The following is a 21,113-nucleotide window of genomic DNA, read 5'->3' on the forward strand; positions in this document are numbered from 1 at the left end:
CGAATTGTCGCTATGCTTGCATTGTTAATCGGGGTGAGGAGCAGACTGTGCGTATTGGTATTGATTTAGGTGGAACAAAAACAGAAGTTATCGCCCTGAGTGAGCAGGGCCAGCAGTTATTTCGCCACCGCTTGCCAACCCCGCGGGAGGATTATCGCCAGACCATCGAGACCATTGCCTCGCTGGTGGAGATGGCCGAGCAGGCGACCGGGCAGCGCGGCACCGTCGGTATGGGCATCCCCGGCTCGATTTCGCCGTATAGCGGGGTGGTGAAAAACGCCAACTCGACCTGGCTGAACGGACAACCCTTCGATAAAGACCTCAGCCAGCGCCTCAATCGTGAGGTCCGGCTTGCCAACGATGCTAACTGCCTGGCGGTTTCGGAAGCAGTTGATGGCGCGGCCGCGGGGGCGCAAACCGTGTTTGCGGTCATTATCGGTACCGGCTGCGGCGCGGGGGTGGCGTTGAACGGGCGCGCGCATATCGGCGGCAATGGCACTGCCGGCGAATGGGGACACAACCCGCTGCCGTGGATGGATGAAGATGAGCTGATCTACCGCCAACAGGTCCCTTGTTACTGCGGCAAGCAGGGGTGTATTGAAACCTTTATTTCCGGCACCGGCTTCGCCACCGACTATCAGCGGCTGAGCGGAAAACCGTTAACCGGCAGCGAGATTATGCGCCTGGTGGGTGACGGTGACGAAAAGGCCGAACTGGCGCTTAGCCGCTACGAGCAGCGGCTGGCGAAATCGCTGGCGCATGTGGTGAATATCCTCGACCCGGATGTCATTGTGTTAGGCGGCGGGATGAGCAATGTCGAACGCCTGTATCAAACGGTACCGGGGCTGGTGAAGCAGTGGGTATTCGGCGGAGAATGCGAGACGCCGATTCGCCAGGCGATGCACGGCGATTCCAGCGGCGTACGCGGCGCGGCATGGCTGTGGCCGCTATGATCTCATTCCCTCTCCCCAGTGGGAGAGGGGAAGACTTCACTCTACCGCAAACGCTTTCTCCAACCGACTGTATCCCAGACCGTTTATTTTTTTCACTTTAATCTGCACCGGGATACGCTCTTTCATCGCCTCGACGTGGCTAATCACGCCGATAACTTTGCCGCTGGCGTTAAGCGCGTCGAGCGCATCCAGCGCGGTATCCAGCGTTTCGCTATCGAGGGTGCCGAATCCTTCATCAAGGAATAGCGAATCAATCCGCGTCTTATGGCTCACCAGGTCAGATAGCGCCAGCGCCAGCGCGAGGCTCACAAGGAAGCTTTCGCCGCCGGAAAGCGTGCGGGTATCGCGCACCGCGTCGGCCTGCCAGGTATCCACCACTTCCAGCTCCAGCGCCTCGCTGGCTTTGCGTTGCAGCAAGTAGCGACCATGCAGGCGGTTGAGCTGCTGGTTAGCCAGCCACACCAGATTATCCAGCGTCAGTCCCTGGGCGAATTTACGGAACTTATCGCCCTCTTTTGAACCGATGAGCGCATTCAGCCACGCCCAGTCTTCGACCTGCTGCGCGGCTTGTTCCATCTGCTGGCGCAATGATTGCTGGCGCTGTTGGTTATCGCTGTTTTGCTTCAACTGCTGGCGGATCTCCCCCTGACGGGCGCTGTTTTCCCGCAACTGGCGCGCCAGCAGCTCCAGCCTATTCTCTAGCTGCTCCAGCGGCTGATTAATATCAATATCGGCGGGCGGCTGTTGCTGATGGCGTTCAAGCGACGCCTGCGCCCGCAGGGCCAGCGTTTGGTTGTGCTGAACGTCTTTTTCCAGCGTCTGCTTGAGTTGTTCCAGCCGCTGGCGGGTTGCCTCGTCAAGCAGAGCGGCAAGAAATGCAGCCCGATCGACAAACGGGCTGGCGGCCAGCGCGGCGGTAAACTGCTTTTCGCTTTCCTTCACCAGCGCCTGCTGCTGGCTTTCCTGCTGGCTCAGCGTTTGCCACTGACTCTGTAGCGCCAGGCAATCATCATGCACCTGCCGCCAGCCCTCCAGCGGTGCGGGATCCGCGGTTTCCGTTGACTCAGGCAGGGTTTCCAGCAGCGGCGTTAACTGCTGGCGCTGTTCCTGCAGGGCGGCGGCTTCATTTTGTTTCGCCTGCCAGCCGCGGGTTTCGGCTTCACGCTGGGCCAGCCAGCCGTCAGCCTCCGCGGCAGGCGGCAGTTCCAGCGAATACACAGCAAGCTCTGCATGCAGCGCGCTACGGCGTTGTTCGAGATCCTGCTGTAACTGCTGCAGCTGCTGCTGGCTCTCCTGCTGTTGCGCCTGCCAGGCCAGACGTTGTTGATGCTGATACAGCTGCTGTTCATGCTGCTGTTGGCTATCAAGCCAACCGGCAATATCATCCTGCGGCGTCAGCGCAATCGCCAATTCCGCGAGGGTGTCTTGCCATTGAGAGGTGAGCGCTTGCTCCTGCTGCAGAAGCGATGTTTTCTCGTCAGCGTCTTTTTGCTGTTGTTTAAGCAGTGCTTCAAGCTGGCCGCGCAGCTGCGCGCCTTCTTCCGCCAGCTGTCGCACTTCACGCTCCAGCGCGTCGCGGCGAGTTTGATTGATGCCGGGCACCAGCGCCTGGTATTCCGCGACCGCCGGATGATGCTCGGAACCGCACAGTGGACAAGGCGCGCCTGGCTGCAGGCGGGCGCGCTCGGCTTCCAGCCCGGCGATACGCGCTTCCAGTTCGCAGATGGCTTTTACATCGCTGAATTGTTGGTTTTTTTCCTTCCACGCCTGACGCCGCTGTTGTAGCGCGGCTTCAAGCTTCTCTTTTTCCTGCTGCGATGCGTTTTCCGCGCTCTGCAGCTGCTGCAAGCGCAGGTACAGCGGTTGCAGCTGGCGATGGAGGGTTGAGAGCCGTTGGCGCAGCGGGCGGGCGGCGGCATGCTGTGCCAGCTCGCGGCTGACCTGCTGCGCATCGAGGGTTAGCGCGGTGGCCGGCAATTCGCCGAGCTTGCGGCTGGCATCCTGCAGGCGCTGTTGTAGCGTCAACTGTTGCTGAGCGTCGCGGTTAAGCTGCTGGAAGGTGGCTTTCCAGCCCGCCAGCGCCGTGCTCCACTGCTGGAATCGCTCGTGCGCTTTAAGCCACTCATTCAACGATTGCTGGCTGGTTTCAAGTTGAGCCAGCCGTTGTTGGGCAGCCTGGCGGATCCCGGCGCGACGGCGCAGGCTGTCCTGTAAGCGAGTATTTACTTCCTCAACCTGACGGCGGGTTTGCGCCAGCGCGGTACTGTGTTCCTGGAGCCGCGACCATATTGGGCGCAGTTGCTCTGCCGGCTGCGCGGCTTGGAGCGCAGCCAGCTGCGGCGCGGCGGCTTTCTGCGCCAGTAACGCCTGCTGTAAAGCGGCCTGCGCCTGGGTGGCTTCCGCGTTTAGCTCCTGACGGCGGCGCAGCCACTGTAGGCCATTTTGCTGACGGGTTTGTTCGGCAAGCTGTTGCTGTTCTTCAGCAGTAAGTACTTGCAAACTTTGTTGTAGCGCCTGCTCTTGCTCATCATTTAACAGTACGACGCCGGAAGCCTGCGCCTGCAGCTTTTCCAGCTCAATGCGGGCGAGTTTATGTTTTTCAAAGACCTGCGCGGAAATTTGCCCGTAAATTTCCGTTCCGGTGAGCTCTTCCAGCAGCTCGGCGCGCTCTTTCGGTTTGGCATTGAGGAAAGCGGCGAATTGCCCCTGCGAAAGCAGCATTGAACGGGTAAAGCGCCCATAGTCGAGGCCGGTGATCGATGCCGTCAGCTCCAGTTTGTCTTTGACCTTGTCGGCAAGAATTTTACCGTCGTCGCAGCGCGCCAGCTCAACGCGCGGCGCCTGCAGATTGCCATCCGGCTGGTTGCGGGCGCGGTTCTGACTCCAGAAGGCGCGATAGGCGGTGCCCCGTACCTCAAATTCAACCTCCGCCAGGCACTCGGCGGTGTCGCGGGTCATCAGATCGTTTTGCGATTGCGATACGCTGCTCAGGCGCGGCGTTTCGTGGTACAGCGCGAGGCAGATGGCATCTAACAGGGTGGTTTTCCCGGCGCCGGTCGGCCCGGTAATTGCGAATAACCCATTGCTGGCGAATGGTTCTGAGGTAAAGTCGATTTTCCATTCGCCCTTCAGCGAGTTGAGGTTTTTCAGGCGTAGGCTCAGGATTTTCACAGGTGTTCCTCACCGTTCAGGCTATGCAGCGTTTCCGTAAACAGTTGCTCCAGCCGCTGTTGCTGCGGAGCATCAAGGGTTTCCAGCGCCAGGCGGCGGGCAAACACCTCCTCAACCTGCAGTTCGCTCAGCGTTTCTCGCTGAACGCCGGCCAGAATGCGTTCACGCTGGGCGCGACTGCGGCGCACCAGCAGCACTTCCACCGGCAGCGATTCGGTCTGCTGCTGAATTTTTCTTTGGATATCGTGCAGGTATTCATCACTGGTGATTTCGATATCCAGCCAGACCGGCGGCTGCTGCGCGCTATCCTGCCACTGCTGAAGCTGTTCGCTGATGCTGGCGAAATCACCTTTCAATACCGCCAGCGGCTGGGTGATCGGCACCGGCAGCGGCGTCACCTCGCTGAGCTTGCCTTCGCTGAACGAGACCAGATTAACGCTTTTGCTTTTTCCGGTTTCATCAAAGCTCAGCGGCAGCGGCGAACCGCTGTAGCGAATATGCTCGCAGCCGCCAACCACCTGGGCGCGATGAATATGGCCGAGCGCGATGTAATCGGCGGGCGGGAAGCGGTTGGCCGGGAAGGCGTCGAGGGTGCCGATATAGATTTCACGGACCGCGTCGCTTTTGCTGGCGCCGACGGTGGTCAGGTGGCCGCTGGCAATGATCGGTAATACGCGTTCGCCGCGCAGATCGCAGGCCTGCTGATATTGCTGCTGATAATAGTCGCTGATGGCGGTCAGTAACTGCTGCTGTTTTTCACCGCTGGAGTGGCCAGCCTGGCTGACCACCAGTTCGCGCGGGCGCAAAAACGGCACCGGGCAGAAGACCGCGCCGGGCGTGCCGTCGCGCCGCGGTAAGATAAAGGGCGCGTGGCCGGCGTTAGCGACCACGGTGGTTTTCAGAAAGGCGAGAATTTCGCGCGACTCGTTTAACGTCGCCACCGAATCGTGATTGCCCGCCAGCACCACCAACTGGCAGCCGGTTTGCTGCAGCTGAACGACAAAACGGTTATACAGTTCGCGGGCGTAGCTCGGCGGAGAGCCGGTATCAAAAATATCGCCAGCGACGATAATGGCATCCACCTCGTGTTCCTGCGCGCGCGCCAGCAGCCAGTCGAGAAAGGCGGCGTGTTCGTCCGCGCGGCTTTTGCTGTAGAAGTTCTGGCCGAGGTGCCAGTCGGAGGTATGAAGGATGCGCATAAAAATTCCGTTGCGATAAAAGCCAGGCGGCCATTATAACGTCGATCCCGCCGCCCGTATTCCTTTTGCCCTATTACGGTGAGACTGGATGCGTTAAGTGCGTGTCATCATTAAAAATCCGCATTCATCAGACGGTCATTTTTTCATAAATCTGTCACAAATCTGACGCATAATGGCCGCGCACTTCTATACTGATGGCTAAAAAACACAGGGTAAATAATGGCGAGAAGAATTCTGGTCGTTGAAGATGAAGCTCCAATCCGCGAAATGGTCTGCTTTGTTCTGGAGCAAAACGGCTTTCAGCCCGTCGAGGCGGAAGATTTTGACAGTGCGGTGAATCAACTCAATGAACCCTGGCCTGATTTGATTCTCCTCGACTGGATGTTGCCGGGCGGATCGGGGCTACAGTTTATTAAACAGCTTAAGCGCGAAGCGATGACCCGCGATATTCCGGTGGTGATGCTGACGGCGCGCGGCGAAGAGGAAGATCGCGTTCGCGGTCTGGAAACCGGCGCGGATGATTACATTACCAAACCGTTTTCGCCGAAGGAGCTGGTGGCGCGAATTAAGGCGGTGATGCGGCGTATTTCGCCAATGGCGGTCGAAGAGGTGATTGAGATGCAGGGGCTGAGCCTGGATCCCTCCTCGCATCGCGTCATGACCGGTGAAAACCCGCTGGATATGGGGCCGACCGAGTTTAAATTATTACACTTCTTTATGACCCACCCGGAACGCGTATACAGCCGTGAGCAGCTGCTGAATCACGTTTGGGGAACCAACGTTTACGTTGAAGACCGGACGGTGGATGTGCATATTCGCCGCCTGCGCAAAGCGCTGGAACATAGCGGCCATGACCGGATGGTACAGACGGTTCGCGGCACGGGATATCGTTTCTCCGCCCGTTTCTGAATTTTGACAGGAGTGTGACCCGTGCTGGAACGGCTGTCATGGAAAAGGCTGGCGCTTGAGCTTTTCTTATGTTGTATCCCGGCCCTGATCCTCGGGGCATTTTTCGGTCATCTGCCGTGGTTTTTACTGGCGGCGGTGACCGGGTTGCTTATTTGGCATTTCTGGAATTTGTTACGTCTGTCATGGTGGCTGTGGGTCGACCGCAGTATGACGCCGCCGCCGGGAAGCGGCAGTTGGGAACCGCTGCTGTATGGTCTGCATCAAATGCAGATGCGTAATAAAAAACGTCGCCGCGAGCTGGGAAGCCTTATCAAGCGCTTTCGCAGCGGGGCGGAATCCTTACCCGATGCGGTGGTGCTCACCACCGAAGAGGGCGCCATCTTTTGGTGTAATGGCCTGGCGCAACAAATCCTTAATCTACGCTGGCCGGACGATAGCGGGCAGAATATCCTCAACCTGCTGCGCTACCCTGAGTTTGCTAACTATCTGAAAAACCGTGATTTCACCAAGCCCCTTAATCTGGTGCTCAATAACGCCCGTCATCTGGAAATTCGCGTGATGCCTTATAGCGATAAACAGTGGTTGATGGTGGCGCGCGATGTCACGCAAATGCACCAGCTGGAAGGCGCGCGGCGCAACTTTTTCGCCAACGTCAGCCACGAGCTGCGCACGCCGCTCACCGTACTGCAGGGTTATCTCGAGATGATGCAGGAGCAGGTGCTGGAAGGGCCGACGCGGGAAAAAGCGCTGCACACCATGCGTGAGCAAACGCAGCGGATGGAAGGGTTGGTGAAGCAGTTGCTGACGCTCTCGCGTATTGAAGCCGCGCCGGTGCTGGCGATGAATGATAAAATCGACGTCCCGATGATGCTGCGGGTGGTTGAGCGCGAGGCGCAAACCCTTAGCCAGGGTAAGCATCAGCTGCACTTTAGCGTCGACGAAACGCTCCAGGTGATGGGTAACGAAGAGCAGTTGCGCAGCGCGATTTCTAATCTGGTGTACAACGCCGTTAACCATACGCCAGCGGGAACTGAGATTCACGTCAGCTGGCAGCGGGCGCCACACGGCGTGCTGTTTAGCGTTGAGGACAACGGCCCTGGTATCGCGCCTGAACATTTACCCCGGCTGACCGAGCGATTCTACCGCGTCGACAAGGCGCGTTCCCGGCAAACCGGCGGCAGCGGTTTAGGGTTGGCTATTGTGAAACATGCGGTTAGCCATCATGAAAGCCGGCTGGAAATCGAAAGTACGGTCGGGAAGGGAACGCGCTTTAGCTTCCTGCTGCCGGAACGTTTAATTGCCAAAAATGGCGCCTGAGGCGGCGTCTGTCAGCTTTCCTTGCCAATGACCAGCTTCGGCTGGTCATTTTCATTTGCAGTCAACTTTTCGTTGCGTATTAAACGAACGCCTGGTTATTTATTGTTCGCATGATTAGCCACGCGTTTTGCGTCGTTATGGTCAATTAATCCAGGTTCAAAATCATAGTTAGCATAATCATCTGGTTTTACGATCCCACCTTGCTTTAAAACGTTATAAGCGTTTAAATTGCCCCCTATGCAGTCCCGGTAAGACTGCTTTTGCGTGGTAATTCAAAAAACAATTCTTTTCCACGCCGCTTCGAGAGCATATCTCGCTGAGTTTACAGGCAATGGCCGCTGTATCATCCCGAAAGGAAGGCACGGTATTTTTCCGTTTTTTACAACACCACATCCACAGGCAGTAATGAATTTATGACCCATCAGTTAAAATCTCGCGACATCATCGCGCTGGGCTTTATGACCTTCGCGCTGTTCGTTGGCGCAGGCAACATTATCTTCCCTCCGATGGTTGGCTTACAGGCCGGCGAACACGTCTGGACCGCAGCCATTGGCTTCCTGATTACCGCCGTGGGTTTGCCGGTGCTAACGGTAGTCGCGCTGGCGAAAGTCGGCGGCGGCGTTGAGCGTCTGAGCTCGCCAATCGGCAAAGTTGCGGGCATTCTGCTGGCCGTGGTGTGCTATCTGGCGGTTGGGCCGCTGTTCGCGACCCCGCGTACCGCCACCGTTTCATTTGAAGTAGGGATTGCCCCGCTGACCGGCGACGGCAGGCTGCCGCTGCTTATCTATAGCGTTATCTATTTCGCGCTGGTGATTCTGGTTTCCCTCTATCCGGGCAAACTGCTGGATACCGTCGGCAACTTCCTGGCGCCGCTGAAAATTATCGCCCTGGTCGTGCTCGCGGTGGCCGCGGTTATCTGGCCGGCCGGCCCGATTAGCGACGCGATGGAAGCCTATCGTACCGCGCCGTTCTCTAATGGTTTCGTCAATGGCTATCTGACCATGGACACGCTGGGGGCGATGGTCTTTGGTATCGTTATCGTCAATGCCGCGCGTTCCCGCGGCGTTAGCGAAGCCCGATTGCTGACCCGATACACCGTCTGGGCTGGTCTGATGGCCGGCGTGGGCCTGACGCTGCTGTACCTGGCGCTGTTCCGCCTGGGTTCCGATAGCGCGACGCTGGTCGATCAGTCGGCAAACGGCGCGGCTATTCTGCACTCCTACGTGCAGCATACCTTCGGCGGCGCGGGCAGCTTCCTGCTGGCGGCATTGATATTTATCGCCTGTCTGGTCACCGCGGTTGGCCTGACCTGCGCCTGCGCTGAGTTCTTCGCGCAGTATCTGCCGCTGTCGTATCGTTCGCTGGTGTTTATTCTCGGCCTGTTCTCCATGGCGGTTTCTAACCTGGGGCTCAGCCATCTGATTCAGATCTCGATTCCGGTGTTAACCGCTATTTATCCGCCGTGTATCGCACTGGTGGTATTAAGCTTTACCCGCGGTTGGTGGCATAATTCCTCCCGCGTTATCGCGCCGGCAATGTTTATCAGCCTGATGTTTGGTATCATTGACGGTGTTAAAGCATCGGCGTTCGCAGATATCCTGCCGCAATGGACCGCGAGCCTGCCGCTGGCAGCGCAAGGTCTGGCATGGTTGCTGCCAACCGCGGTGATGGCTGTGCTGGCCGCGATCATCGATCGCGCAGCGGGTAGCCCGGTGGTCTCAAAAGCCCACTAACCGACGCTTTACGCAGGTGTTTAACCACGGGACTTAAGGTCCCGTGGTTTTTTGTTTTTTTGGTCATTCCCTTTTGCGTTTTGCCCCCGCAAAGCACAAACGAGAAAAACGGCATGGAACACGATGGAAAGTAGTAACAAGCTTAAGCGCGGGCTAAGTACCCGGCACATTCGCTTTATGGCCCTTGGTTCCGCTATTGGTACCGGCCTGTTCTATGGTTCGGCAGACGCCATTAAAATGGCGGGGCCGAGCGTATTGTTGGCATACATTATCGGCGGCGTGGCGGCGTATATCATCATGCGCGCGCTGGGCGAAATGTCGGTGCATAACCCTTCCGCCAGCTCTTTCTCGCGTTATGCGCAGGAGAACCTCGGCGGGCTGGCCGGCTATATCACCGGCTGGACCTATTGTTTTGAAATCCTGATCGTCGCGATTGCCGACGTGACCGCCTTCGGTATCTATATGGGCGTCTGGTTCCCGGCGGTGCCGCACTGGATATGGGTACTGAGCGTGGTGCTGATTATCTGCGCCGTCAATCTGATGAGCGTGAAGGTGTTCGGCGAACTGGAGTTCTGGTTCTCATTCTTTAAAGTCGCCACGATTATAATCATGATCCTTGCCGGTTTCGGCATCATCATCTGGGGTATTGGCAACGGCGGTCAGCCAACCGGTATTCATAACTTATGGAGTAACGGCGGCTTCTTCAGTAACGGCTGGCTGGGAATGGTGATGTCGCTGCAGATGGTGATGTTCGCTTACGGCGGGATTGAGATTATCGGTATCACCGCCGGTGAAGCGAAGGATCCGGAAAAATCCATTCCGCGGGCGATTAATTCGGTGCCGATGCGTATCCTGGTGTTCTACGTGGGGACGCTGTTCGTCATTATGTCTATCTATCCCTGGAACCTGGTGGGCACAAACGGCAGCCCGTTCGTGTTGACCTTCCAGCATATGGGAATTACCTTTGCCGCCGGCATCCTGAACTTCGTGGTGTTAACCGCGTCGCTATCGGCGATTAACAGCGACGTATTTGGCGTTGGCCGTATGCTGCACGGAATGGCCGAACAGGGGAGCGCGCCGAAGGTGTTCGCCAAAACGTCGCGTCGCGGTACGCCCTGGGTGACGGTGCTGGTGATGACCGTGGCGCTGCTGTTTGCGGTCTATCTCAACTACATCATGCCGGAAAACGTCTTCCTGGTGATTGCCTCGCTGGCGACCTTCGCCACCGTGTGGGTGTGGATTATGATCCTGTTGTCGCAAATCGCTTTCCGTCGTCGCCTGTCGCCGGAAGAGGTGAAAGCGCTGAAGTTTAAGGTGCCGGGCGGCGTAGCTACTACCGTGGTCGGCCTGCTGTTCCTGGTCTTTATCATCGCGCTTATCGGCTACCATCCGGATACCCGCATTTCGCTGTACGTCGGCTTTGCGTGGATCGTGCTGCTGCTGGTTGGCTGGAAAATTAAGACCCGCCGCGATCGCCAGTTAGCCCAGGCGCAGTAATTCTCCGCTCTTCCGGGTCCGGCTTAGCCGCGGCCCGGAAAATCACATCCTCCTCCGTTCTCCTCCCCCAATTATTCTATTGATGATGAGTTATACGCCTGTTCACTGTGGCAAGGTGTGGCCATTACGCAAAAAGAGGAATGATGATGTTGAAGGCCTGGCACCTGCCGGTTGCTCCTTTTATTAAAGAGCAGCAGGAACGACTCGTTATCACATTGTGGCTAAGCGGCGAAACAATGCCGCAGCGAATTACGCTGCGCGCGGAAGAAGACAATGAAGAGCTGTCGTTGCCCATGCAGCGCCTGCGCCAATCCCCACACGCCGATGTCGTCGCCTGGCGTGGAGAGATAAACCTGATGAACGGCCAGCCGCGCCGTCGCTATAGCTTTAAGCTGCTGTGGGCTGACCGCCAGCTGTGGTTTACGCCGCAGGGTTTCCAGCGTTTTCCGCCCGCGCGGCTGGAACAGTTTGCGGTTGATGTGCCAGATAGCGGCCCGCAGTGGGTCGCCGATCAGGTCTTTTATCAAATCTTTCCCGACCGTTTTGCCCGTAGCGAGGCGCGAGAAGCCGGGCAGGACCTGGTTTATTACCATCATGCCGCAGGCCAGAATATTGTGCTAAAAGCGTGGGACGAGCCGTTGACCGGCGAAGCGGGCGGTTCGACCTTTTATGGCGGCGACCTCGACGGTATTAGCGAGAAACTTCCCTATCTGAAGCAGCTTGGCGTGACCGCGCTGTATCTTAACCCGGTATTCGTCGCGCCCAGCGTACATAAATACGATACCGCTGATTACCGCCGTGTCGATCCGCAGTTCGGCGGCGATGCCGCGCTGTTGCGTCTGCGCCACAATACGCAGCGTGAAGGGATGCGCCTAATCCTCGACGGCGTGTTTAACCATACCGGTGATTCGCACCCGTGGTTCGATCGCCACCAGCAGGCGAGCAATGGCGCCTGCCATCAGCCGGATTCACCCTGGCGTGAGTGGTTTAATTTTTCGCAGGAAGGGGTGGCGCATAACTGGCTGGGTTACGCCAGTCTGCCAAAACTTGACTACCGTTCATCGAGCCTGGTTAACGAAATCTATGCGGGCGAAGACAGCGTGGTGCGGCACTGGTTAAAAGCGCCGTGGAGTATGGATGGCTGGCGGCTGGACGTGGTGCATATGCTGGGCGAAGATGGCGGGGCGCGTAATAACCTGCGCCATATTGCCGGTATCACCCAGGCGGCGAAGCGGGAGCAGCCGGAGGCTTTTGTATTCGGCGAGCATTTTGGCGACGCGCGTCAGTGGCTGCAGGCTGATGCCGAAGACGCGGCGATGAACTATCGCGGTTTTACCTTCCCGCTGTGGGGGTTCCTCGCTAATACCGATATTTCCTACGATCCGCAGCACATCGATGCGCAAACCTGTATGGCGTGGATGGACAACTATCGCGCCGGGCTGTCGCATCAGCAGCAATTGCGGATGTTTAACCAACTGGATAGCCACGATACCGCGCGTTTCAAATCCTTGCTGGGTAAAGATGTGGCGCGACTGCCGCTGGCGGTGGTCTGGCTGTTCTGCTGGCCGGGCGTTCCGTGTATTTACTATGGTGATGAAGTCGGCGTCGATGGCAACAACGATCCCTTCTGCCGTAAACCCTTCCCATGGGATCCGTCGCTGCAGGATGAAACCTTGTTGGCGTTATATAAGCGTATGACTACCTTGCGTAAGGGGTATCAGGCGCTGCGCTACGGCGGCTGCCAGGTCATCTATGCGGAAGATAACGTGGTGGTCTTTGTTCGCGTTTATAAACAGCAGCGGGTGCTGGTGGCGATAAACCGCGGTCACGCCTGCGAGGTGGTAATCGACGTATCGCCATTGCTGGAGGGGAAAACGTGGCAGCGTAAAGAAGGCGCGGGCGACATGCACGATGATGTGCTGAGTCTGCCCGCGATTTCCGCAAGCGTCTGGTGTAGCCGTTAACGGTAGAGCTGGCTCAGACAGCTGTCTTCGAGAATAGCCTCTCGCCACCAGCGCTGAGCCAGACCGTTATTGCCGCTACGCCAGGCCATATAGGTAATATCTTTCTCACGGCTCGAAATCACCGGTTTCTCCAGCAACTCACCGCTCTCCAGCCACGGGCGGGCGATGTGGCGGGGCAGGAACCCGCATCCCAAACCGGCGCGCAAGAGCGCGACTTTGGTGGCGAAATCATCGACCCGGATTTGCTCCTGCTCATCGAGCAGGTTGCTGTTCAGTGGATGACAGTAGCGGGCGCTATCGCTAATAACCACCGCGCGATGCAGGCTGAGCTGTTTGTTGGTCAGCGGCTGGGTTGTTTCCGCCAGCGGGTGGCCGGGCGCGACAACGAACACGTTGTCCATCGCGCCGAGCATTTTCCATGACCATTCCGCGGAGGTCGGCGGTTCGTTAATCGCCCCAAGAATAATATCCGCGCCGTTGTGAGTCAGCTCTTCCCACGAGCCCGCCAGAGTATGGTGGGTAAAGTTGAGCCGGGTTTGCGGATATTGCGCGTAAAACTTTTCAATCAGCGGCAATAGGGCCTGGAAAGGAAAAGAGTCGTCTAGCGCAATCGCCAGATCCCGCTCCCAGCCGGAACTCAGTAGCTGTGCCTGTTTTTCCAGATCGTTGGCGGCATTGAGCAGCAGGCGCCCCTTTTCCAGCATCATTTTACCGGTATCGGTAAATTTCGCCCGGTGCCCGGAACGATCCAGCAGACTGATGTTCAGATCGTTTTCCAGTTTTTGGATCATATAGCTCAGCGCGGCGGGGGTTTTAAATAGCGACTCGGCCGCCAGCGCGAAAGAGCCATGTCTATCCAGAGCATCAAGAATCAAAAGTACATCAAGGTTTAAACGCATTAGTCTCGATCCGCCAGTCTAATAATAATGTTGTTTTACCGAAGGCCGATGTTCAATTCCAGTGAATAAATTAGAACAGTTCCCCGTAATTTTTTGATTAGTCTTTTTTTAATTATTCAAACGGTCACTATTTTTACTCAAGTGAATTAAAACGGAAAGATTTCTTTAATAACTCGTTAGAAATTACTGACTATACTCATCATGCGTTATTGGCCACAATCAGCACAGCACAACGGCAGTGTATTATCTTCCTAACTAATTGATTAATAGGATGTGTTATGTCTATTCGTGAACTGATTGATCCGTCTAATTCCACCCTTATATTTATTGACCACCAGCCGCAAATGGCTTTTGGCGTGGCCAATATCGATCGCCAGACGCTGAAAAATAACACCGTCGCGTTGGCCAAAGCGGGCAAGATTTTTAACGTTCCTGTTATTTATACCTCTGTCGAAACCAAAAGCTTCAGCGGCTATATCTGGCCGGAACTGCTGGCGGTTCATCCTGAAGTGAAACCAATTGAACGTACTTCTATGAACTCCTGGGAAGACGCCGGTTTTGTTAATGCGGTGAAAGCCACTGGACGTAAAAAACTGATTATTTCCGCGCTGTGGACCGAAGTGTGCCTGACCTTCCCGGCGCTGATGGCGCTGGAAGAAGGTTATGAAGTGTACGTGGTCACCGATACCTCCGGCGGTACCTCCGTTGACGCTCACGAGCGCGCCATCGACCGTATGGTGCAGGCCGGCGCGGTACCGGTGACCTGGCAGCAGGTTCTGTTGGAGTACCAGCGCGACTGGTCACGTAAAGAGACTTACGATGCGGTGATGGATCTGGTTCGCGAACATAGCGGCGCTTACGGTATGGGCGTGGATTATGCTTATACCATGGTGCACGGCGCGCCGGAACGTAAAGCCTAAAACACTTCATCCTGCAAGCTGCCTCTTTGTTGGCTTCGCTTGCCCGCCCCGGTCACTGGCTGATGTCAGTGCTCGAGGGCGGGCAATCTTGCCGCCTCAATGCGGCATGAATGATTTTGTGTATTGTCATTTATGGCTGATGGCGGGAGAAATCCCGTCATTCCCCTGAAGCAAGGAACTCTTAATGGCGCAACAGAAATCAGTGACGCTGGTCATCAGTCATCATCTCGATCCACAAAACGGCCAGCGCTATGAAGCATGGTTGGGCAAAATCATGCCGGTTGCGGCGGAGTTTCCCGGCCATCTTGGCGCCAACGTGATCCGTCCGGCGGCTGGGCAAAATCTCTGGAGCGTGATTATTCGCTTCGACACCATAGAACATCTCTATGCCTGGACGCAGTCGGAAACCCGTCGCGAGTTAGTCGCGGAAATCGCGCCGTTTCTCAATGATGGCGATCGTACCGAAATCCGCACCGAACCGGCGTTCTGGTTTACCCCACCTGCGGCTAATGTTCGCCAGCCGCTGCGCTGGAAACAGTTTCTGATAACCCTGCTGGTCATCTTCCCAAGTACCAACCTGGTGCCGTGGCTGACCGGCATGGCGCTGCCGGAGTTACGGGGAAGCTTGTTACTGCATCTGATAAACGATGCCCTGGTGGTTGCGTTGGTGGTCTGGTTGTGGATGCCTATCGTGACCCGTCTGTTTGCCGGCTGGTTGAAAAAAAACTAGCTCAACCAGCTTAAAGGAGTGCGTTATGTCGCAAACTGCCACACTGATTCTGACCCACGGTCAGATTCATACGCTCGATCGCGCGAACCCACTGGCGGAAGCCGTGGCCATCGCCGATGGAAAAATTCTCGCGACCGGAAGCCACGATCGAATCATGACGTTCGCCGCCGAGGGGACGCAAATTGTCGATCTTAAAGGCCATACGGTGATCCCGGGTCTTAACGACTCCCACCTGCACCTGATTCGCGGCGGCCTGAACTATAACCTCGAGCTGCGCTGGGAAGGCGTGCCCTCGCTGGCGGATGCGCTGCGTATGCTAAAAGATCAGGCCGATCGCACGCCGTCGCCGCAGTGGGTGAGGGTGGTCGGCGGCTGGAGCGAATTCCAGTTTGCCGAACGCCGCATGCCGACGCTGGAAGAGCTGAATGAAGCGGCGCCTGACACGCCGGTATTCGTGCTGCATCTGTACGATCGCGCGCTGCTTAACCGCGCGGCGCTGAAAGCCGTTGGCTATACCAAAGAGACGCCGGATCCTGCGGGCGGCGAGATCGTTCGCGATAACAACGGCAACCCGACCGGGATGCTGATCGCCAAACCGAATGCTATGATCCTGTATGCCACGCTGGCCAAAGGACCGAAGCTGCCGCTCGATCTACAGGTTAACTCCACGCGCCAGTTTATGCGCGAACTGAACCGTTTAGGTTTAACCAGCGCTATCGATGCCGGCGGTGGTTTCCAGAACTACCCGGAAGATTACGAAATTATCGAGCAACTGCACGCCAAAGAGCAGATGACCGTGCGTATCGCTTACAACCTCTTTACCCAGAGGCCGAAGCAGGAGCTGGAAGATTTCGAGCGCTGGACCGACATGCTGAAGCCGGGGCAGGGCACCGATTTCTACCGTGCCAACGGCGCTGGTGAAATGCTGGTCTTCTCGGCGGCGGATTTTGAAGATTTCCTGCAGCCGCGGCCGGATCTGCCGCAAGGCATGGAAGATGAGCTGGAGCGGGTGGTGCGTCATCTGGTGGAACACCGCTGGCCTTTCCGTCTGCATGCCACCTACGATGAGTCGATTAGCCGAATGCTGGATGTGTTCGAGAAGGTGAACCGCGATATTCCGTTTAACGGCCTGCACTGGTTCTTCGATCACGCCGAGACCATCACCGAACGTAATATTGAACGTGTGAAGGCATTAGGCGGCGGCATCGCGGTACAGCACCGGATGGCCTTCCAGGGGGAATATTTCGTCGATCGCTACGGCAAAGAGGCGGTGAAACATACGCCGCCGGTGGCGAAAATGCTGGAACTGGACGTACCGGTAGGCTTGGGGACCGATGCGACCCGCGTCGCCAGTTATAACCCGTGGACCGCGCTGTACTGGCTGGTTTCCGGGCGTACCGTCGGCGGCATGGCGATGTACGACGATAACAACCGTCTGCCGCGCGACGTCGCCCTTGAGCTATGGACCGCCGGTAGCGCGTGGTTCTCCAGCGAGCAGGGTAAAAAAGGACGCATTGAGAAAGGGCAACTGGCTGACCTGGTGGTGCTGTCAAAAGACTACTTCAGCGTTGCCGAAGAAGAAATTAAGGGCATAGAGTCAGTGCTGACGGTAGTGGATGGCAAGGTAGTGTACGCGGCCGGTCATTTCTCGCCGCTGGCGCCGCCGCCAATTCCGGTATTGCCGGAGTGGTCGCCGGTGGTAAAAGTGCCAGGGCATTATCGCTCGGCGCCGCCTGCGGCCGCGAAGATTGGCGCGGTAGTGCAGATGCACCAGTGCTGCGGCAGCTGCGGCGTGCACGGACATCAGCATGATATTGCGCGCAAGTCGTCGATTCCGGTGGCGGATGAGCAGGCTTTCTGGGGCGTATTAGGCTGTTCTTGCTTCGCGTTCTGATACTTTTGCCCGGTGGCGCCGCGCTTACCGGGACTACAGCGAATATAACAGGTACAAAAAAGGCTCGCATTGGCGAGCCTTTTTATGGAAACGTCTAGCCGATTACAGGCTGGATACGTTTTCGGTCAGGTATTTAGCTACGCCTTCCGGAGATGCGGCCATACCTTCTTTTCCTTTTTCCCACTGAGCCGGGCAAACTTCACCGTGCTCTTCGTGGAACTGCAGCGCGTCAACCATACGCAGCATTTCGTCGATGTTACGGCCCAGCGGCAGGTCGTTAACAACCTGGTGGCGAACGATGCCGTTAGCGTCGATCAGGAAGGAACCGCGCAGCGCAACGCCTTCGTCCGGATGCTCGATACCGTAAGCTTTCTGAATTTCACGTTTGATGTCGGCAACCATCGCGTATTTAACCGGGCCAATACCGCCCTGGTCTACCGGGGTGTTACGCCATGCGTTGTGAACGAACTCGGAGTCGAAGGAAACGCCAACCACTTCTACGCCGCGTTTCTGGAATTCTTCGTAGCGCTTGTCGAAAGCGATCAGTTCAGACGGGCAAACGAAAGTGAAGTCCATTGGCCAGAAGAACAGGACGGTAGCTTTACCGTTGGTGTGCTGTTTGAAGTTGAATTTCTCAACGATTTCGCCGTTACCTAATACTGCTGCAGCGGTAAAGTCCGGAGCCTGACGAGTAACCAGAACCATATGATTCTCCTGTTATTACTAAGGTTAATTGGAACGCAACGCGGGCCAGTATAGGCAGAGGCGGGCAGGAACTCAATGCGGCGCTGACAATCGATGAGATAGGTTTTGCCTATTAATAATTATTCAATAGCGCTTTCAGAATAATCGTTTTGTGAGAAAGCGCAAGGTTTTACAGCGTTCTCTTTTTCGCCTGCTCCATCATTCGCGGATAAAAACGCCAGAATTGCTGCTCCAGTTGCCCATAGTGGTTATCAAGGTCGTACCATGAATCACGCAGCGCATCGAGGCGCGGGCGGCGACTGGCCATACCGTTCAGGACGCGCTGAATGAATTCCATATCCTGATAACGTTCCAGCCAGCGTTCGGACCACATATATTCATTGAGATTAACAAAGCGCGGCGGCGAATCCGGCAGAATTTGCGCTACCTGCGCGTGGGCGTAGCGCACAAACTCGTTTAGCGGCAGATCCGGCGACAGCTGCGCCCAGTGATGCGACAGGAAATGATCCCACATGACGTCGAGGGAAATTGGCGCGACGCGGCGGGTCTCGGGGCGAAACCATTCGCGCGCCGTTTTAACTTCCGCCAGATTGTCGGTCATTACATCTATACGCCGATGCATATAAATGCCGTCAACCACATCCGCAGGATACTCGCCCTGCGGGTTACCGCGGACAAAATCGGCCAGCAGGTTGCCCGGCAGCGAGCTATCCGCAAGATGGGCGAGATGTAAATGCGCGAGAAAATTCATATCGACTTCAATCCTTCACACGGTCATGCCGTTCTTGCTGGTTAATCATGGTATTCCGCTATTATATCCAGCGTTGAATAGGGTAACGGTTGCAGGAAGACCCGCCCGGCACTAGACTACCCGCCTCTTTATTTAGTCTGAGTCATCGTCATGCGCGTTACCGATTTTTCCTTTGAATTACCTGAATCCCTGATTGCTCACTATCCGCAGCCGGAGCGCAGTAGCTGCCGCTTGCTGTCGCTGGACGGGCCGACGGGCGCGCTGACGCACGGTACTTTCACCGATCTGCTCGATAAGCTCAACCCTGGCGATCTGCTGGTCTTTAACAACACCCGGGTGATCCCGGCGCGTCTGTTTGGGCGTAAAGCCAGCGGCGGCAAGATTGAAGTGCTGGTTGAGCGCATGCTGGATGATAAACGTATTCTGGCACATATTCGCGCCTCTAAAGCGCCGAAGCCGGGGGCGGAGCTGCTGTTAGGCGATGACGAAAGCATTAACGCCACGATGCTGGCGCGCCACGGCGCGCTGTTTGAAGTTGAATTCAACGATGAGCGCCCGGTGCTCGATATCCTGAACAGCATCGGTCATATGCCGCTGCCGCCGTATATCGACCGCCCGGACGAAGACGCGGATCGCGAGCTGTACCAGACGGTTTACGGCACCAAGCCGGGCGCGGTCGCCGCGCCGACCGCCGGCCTGCATTTTGACGATCCGCTGCTGGAAAAGCTGCGCGCGAAAGGCATTGAGATGGCGTTTGTGACGCTGCACGTTGGCGCAGGAACCTTCCAGCCGGTGCGCGTTGACAGCATCGAAGAGCACATCATGCACTCTGAATATGCGGAAGTGCCGCAGGATGTGGTCGATGCGGTTCTGGCGGCGAAAGCGCGCGGTAACCGCGTCATCGCCGTCGGCACCACTTCCGTGCGTTCGCTGGAAAGCGCGGCGCAGGCGGCGAAAAATGGCCTGATTGAGCCGTTCTTTGCCGATACGCAGATCTTTATCTATCCGGGATATCAGTACAAAGTCATCGATGCGCTGGTGACTAACTTCCATCTCCCTGAATCCACACTGATTATGTTGGTCTCCGCTTTCGCTGGCTATCAGCATACCATGAACGCCTATAAGGCTGCGGTAGAACAAAAATATCGCTTTTTTAGCTACGGTGACGCGATGTTTATCACGTACAATCCGCAGGCTATTTCTGAGCGTCCCTAAAAAGGCCACACGCCGGCTTTCTGACGCCTTGACGCATTTTTTAGCCACGGAATCATTCCGCGGCGAGTATTTAAACGTCGGACTGTTTTTCTGACGCAGGAGCAATAATGAAATTTGAACTTGATACCACCGATGGCCGCGCGCGTCGCGGCCGTTTGGTGTTTGATCGCGGCGTGGTTGAAACGCCAGCCTTTATGCCCGTTGGTACCTACGGCACCGTCAAAGGGATGACGCCGGAAGAAGTTGAAGCCACCGGCGCGCAAATCATCCTCGGCAACACCTTCCACCTGTGGCTGCGCCCGGGCCAGGAAATCATGAAGCTGCACGGCGACCTGCATGATTTCATGCAGTGGAAAGGGCCGATCCTCACCGATTCCGGCGGTTTCCAGGTCTTCAGCCTTGGCGATATCCGTAAGATCACCGAACAGGGCGTGCACTTCCGCAATCCGATCAACGGCGATCCGATTTTCCTCGATCCGGAAAAATCGATGGAGATTCAGTACGATCTCGGTTCCGATATCGTGATGATTTTCGACGAATGTACGCCGTACCCGGCAGACTGGGATTACGCTAAGCGTTCGATGGAGATGTCTCTGCGCTGGGCGAAGCGCAGCCGTGACCGTTTCGATGGTCTCGGCAACAAAAACGCGCTCTTTGGCATCATTCAGGGCAGCGTTTACGAAGATTTACGAGATATCTCGGTGAAAGGTCTGGTAGAGATTGGCTTTGATGGCTACGCTGTCGGCGGTTTGGCTGTCGGCGAGCCGAAGGAAGACATGCACCGTATCCTGGAGCACGTTTGCCCGCAGATCCCGGCAGATAAACCGCGATACCTGATGGGCGTCGGGAAACCGGAAGACCTGGTGGAAGGGGTACGTCGCGGCATCGATATGTTTGACTGCGTTATGCCGACGCGCAACGCGCGTAACGGCCATCTCTTCGTGACCGATGGCGTAGTGAAAATCCGCAACGCGAAGCATAAAAGCGATACATCGCCGCTGGATGCTGAGTGCGATTGCTATACGTGTCGCAATTATTCACGTGCTTACTTGCATCATCTTGATCGTTGCAACGAAATATTGGGCGCGCGCCTCAATACCATTCATAACCTGCGCTACTATCAGCGTTTAATGGCTGGTTTACGCAAGGCTATCGAAGAGGGTAAATTAGAGAGCTTCGTGACCGATTTTTACCAACGTCAGGGGCGTTCCGTTCCTCCTTTGAACGTTGATTAATTTTAATAATGAGGGAATTTC

At 56.5% G+C, this 21,113-nt stretch carries 16 protein-coding genes; 11 read left to right on the plus strand and 5 right to left on the minus strand.

What is annotated here, in order from left to right; all coding sequences use genetic code 11:
* Positions 1 to 47: 47 nt before the first annotated feature.
* The gene (mak, locus tag ACSEMK_RS00365) at positions 48 to 953 is read left to right on the plus strand and encodes a fructokinase (protein WP_087860416.1); all 906 of its coding nucleotides are present in this window, start codon (positions 48 to 50) and stop codon (positions 951 to 953) included.
* 36 nt (positions 954 to 989) lie between these two features.
* Here mak and sbcC read toward each other — a convergent pair whose 3' ends face one another.
* Positions 990 to 4,124, minus strand: a complete 3,135-nt coding sequence (gene sbcC / locus ACSEMK_RS00370) for an exonuclease subunit SbcC (protein WP_430914451.1) — start codon at positions 4,122 to 4,124, stop codon at positions 990 to 992.
* The gene (gene sbcD / locus ACSEMK_RS00375) at positions 4,121 to 5,323 is read right to left on the minus strand and encodes an exonuclease subunit SbcD (protein WP_113373725.1); all 1,203 of its coding nucleotides are present in this window, start codon (positions 5,321 to 5,323) and stop codon (positions 4,121 to 4,123) included. The genes sbcC and sbcD overlap by 4 nt, the downstream gene beginning before the upstream one ends.
* A 219-nt stretch (positions 5,324 to 5,542) precedes the next feature.
* Between sbcD and phoB the strand changes: the two genes are divergently transcribed.
* The 5 genes from phoB to malZ all read left to right on the plus strand — a co-directional run bounded on the left by phoB (position 5,543) and on the right by malZ (position 12,743).
* Entirely contained in the window at positions 5,543 to 6,232 is a 690-nt protein-coding gene (phoB, locus tag ACSEMK_RS00380; RefSeq protein ID WP_004099401.1) for a phosphate response regulator transcription factor PhoB, read from the plus strand.
* 21 nt (positions 6,233 to 6,253) lie between these two features.
* Positions 6,254 to 7,549 (plus strand): phosphate regulon sensor histidine kinase PhoR, encoded by a 1,296-nt coding sequence (gene phoR / locus ACSEMK_RS00385; protein WP_430914450.1) that lies wholly within the window; start codon positions 6,254 to 6,256, stop codon positions 7,547 to 7,549.
* Between the two features lie 413 nt (positions 7,550 to 7,962).
* Positions 7,963 to 9,282 (plus strand): branched-chain amino acid transporter carrier protein BrnQ, encoded by a 1,320-nt coding sequence (brnQ, locus tag ACSEMK_RS00390; protein WP_316425280.1) that lies wholly within the window; start codon positions 7,963 to 7,965, stop codon positions 9,280 to 9,282.
* A 123-nt stretch (positions 9,283 to 9,405) separates the two neighbouring features.
* Positions 9,406 to 10,779, plus strand: coding sequence for a proline-specific permease ProY (proY, locus tag ACSEMK_RS00395; RefSeq protein WP_015368010.1), 1,374 nt, complete (start codon positions 9,406 to 9,408; stop codon positions 10,777 to 10,779).
* 146 nt (positions 10,780 to 10,925) lie between these two features.
* Positions 10,926 to 12,743 (plus strand): maltodextrin glucosidase, encoded by a 1,818-nt coding sequence (gene malZ / locus ACSEMK_RS00400; protein WP_430914449.1) that lies wholly within the window; start codon positions 10,926 to 10,928, stop codon positions 12,741 to 12,743.
* Here the strand turns inward: malZ and ACSEMK_RS00405 are convergent.
* Positions 12,740 to 13,642, minus strand: a complete 903-nt coding sequence (locus ACSEMK_RS00405) for a LysR family transcriptional regulator (protein ID WP_087860411.1) — start codon at positions 13,640 to 13,642, stop codon at positions 12,740 to 12,742. The genes malZ and ACSEMK_RS00405 overlap by 4 nt on opposite strands.
* Positions 13,643 to 13,920: 278 nt before the next feature.
* On the opposite strand from ACSEMK_RS00405, the gene ACSEMK_RS00410 reads away from it, so the two are divergent.
* The 3 genes from ACSEMK_RS00410 (at position 13,921) to ACSEMK_RS00420 (ending at position 17,186) form a co-directional block, all read left to right on the plus strand.
* Entirely contained in the window at positions 13,921 to 14,562 is a 642-nt protein-coding gene (locus ACSEMK_RS00410; RefSeq protein WP_020079504.1) for a hydrolase, read from the plus strand.
* 184 nt (positions 14,563 to 14,746) lie between these two features.
* Positions 14,747 to 15,292, plus strand: coding sequence for an antibiotic biosynthesis monooxygenase (locus tag ACSEMK_RS00415; protein ID WP_087860410.1), 546 nt, complete (start codon positions 14,747 to 14,749; stop codon positions 15,290 to 15,292).
* 25 nt (positions 15,293 to 15,317) lie between these two features.
* Positions 15,318 to 17,186, plus strand: coding sequence for an amidohydrolase (locus ACSEMK_RS00420; protein WP_047740003.1), 1,869 nt, complete (start codon positions 15,318 to 15,320; stop codon positions 17,184 to 17,186).
* A 102-nt stretch (positions 17,187 to 17,288) separates the two neighbouring features.
* Here ACSEMK_RS00420 and ACSEMK_RS00425 read toward each other — a convergent pair whose 3' ends face one another.
* Both ACSEMK_RS00425 and acpH read right to left on the minus strand, forming a co-directional pair.
* Positions 17,289 to 17,891 (minus strand): peroxiredoxin, encoded by a 603-nt coding sequence (locus ACSEMK_RS00425; protein ID WP_015368004.1) that lies wholly within the window; start codon positions 17,889 to 17,891, stop codon positions 17,289 to 17,291.
* Between the two features lie 169 nt (positions 17,892 to 18,060).
* Positions 18,061 to 18,642: an ACP phosphodiesterase gene (gene acpH / locus ACSEMK_RS00430; RefSeq protein WP_015704556.1), complete on the minus strand. Its 582-nt coding sequence runs from the start codon at positions 18,640 to 18,642 to the stop codon at positions 18,061 to 18,063.
* Between the two features lie 150 nt (positions 18,643 to 18,792).
* Between acpH and queA the strand changes: the two genes are divergently transcribed.
* Together queA and tgt are read left to right on the plus strand one after the other, a co-directional pair.
* Positions 18,793 to 19,857, plus strand: coding sequence for a tRNA preQ1(34) S-adenosylmethionine ribosyltransferase-isomerase QueA (gene queA / locus ACSEMK_RS00435; protein WP_015368002.1), 1,065 nt, complete (start codon positions 18,793 to 18,795; stop codon positions 19,855 to 19,857).
* A 107-nt stretch (positions 19,858 to 19,964) separates the two neighbouring features.
* The gene (gene tgt, locus ACSEMK_RS00440; protein ID WP_015368001.1) at positions 19,965 to 21,092 is read left to right on the plus strand and encodes a tRNA guanosine(34) transglycosylase Tgt; all 1,128 of its coding nucleotides are present in this window, start codon (positions 19,965 to 19,967) and stop codon (positions 21,090 to 21,092) included.
* Positions 21,093 to 21,113: the final 21 nt, after the last annotated feature.

Source organism: Klebsiella sp. K-3 (assembly GCF_051207495.1).
In the GTDB taxonomy this organism is placed as follows: Bacteria; Pseudomonadota; Gammaproteobacteria; order Enterobacterales; family Enterobacteriaceae; genus Klebsiella; species Klebsiella aerogenes.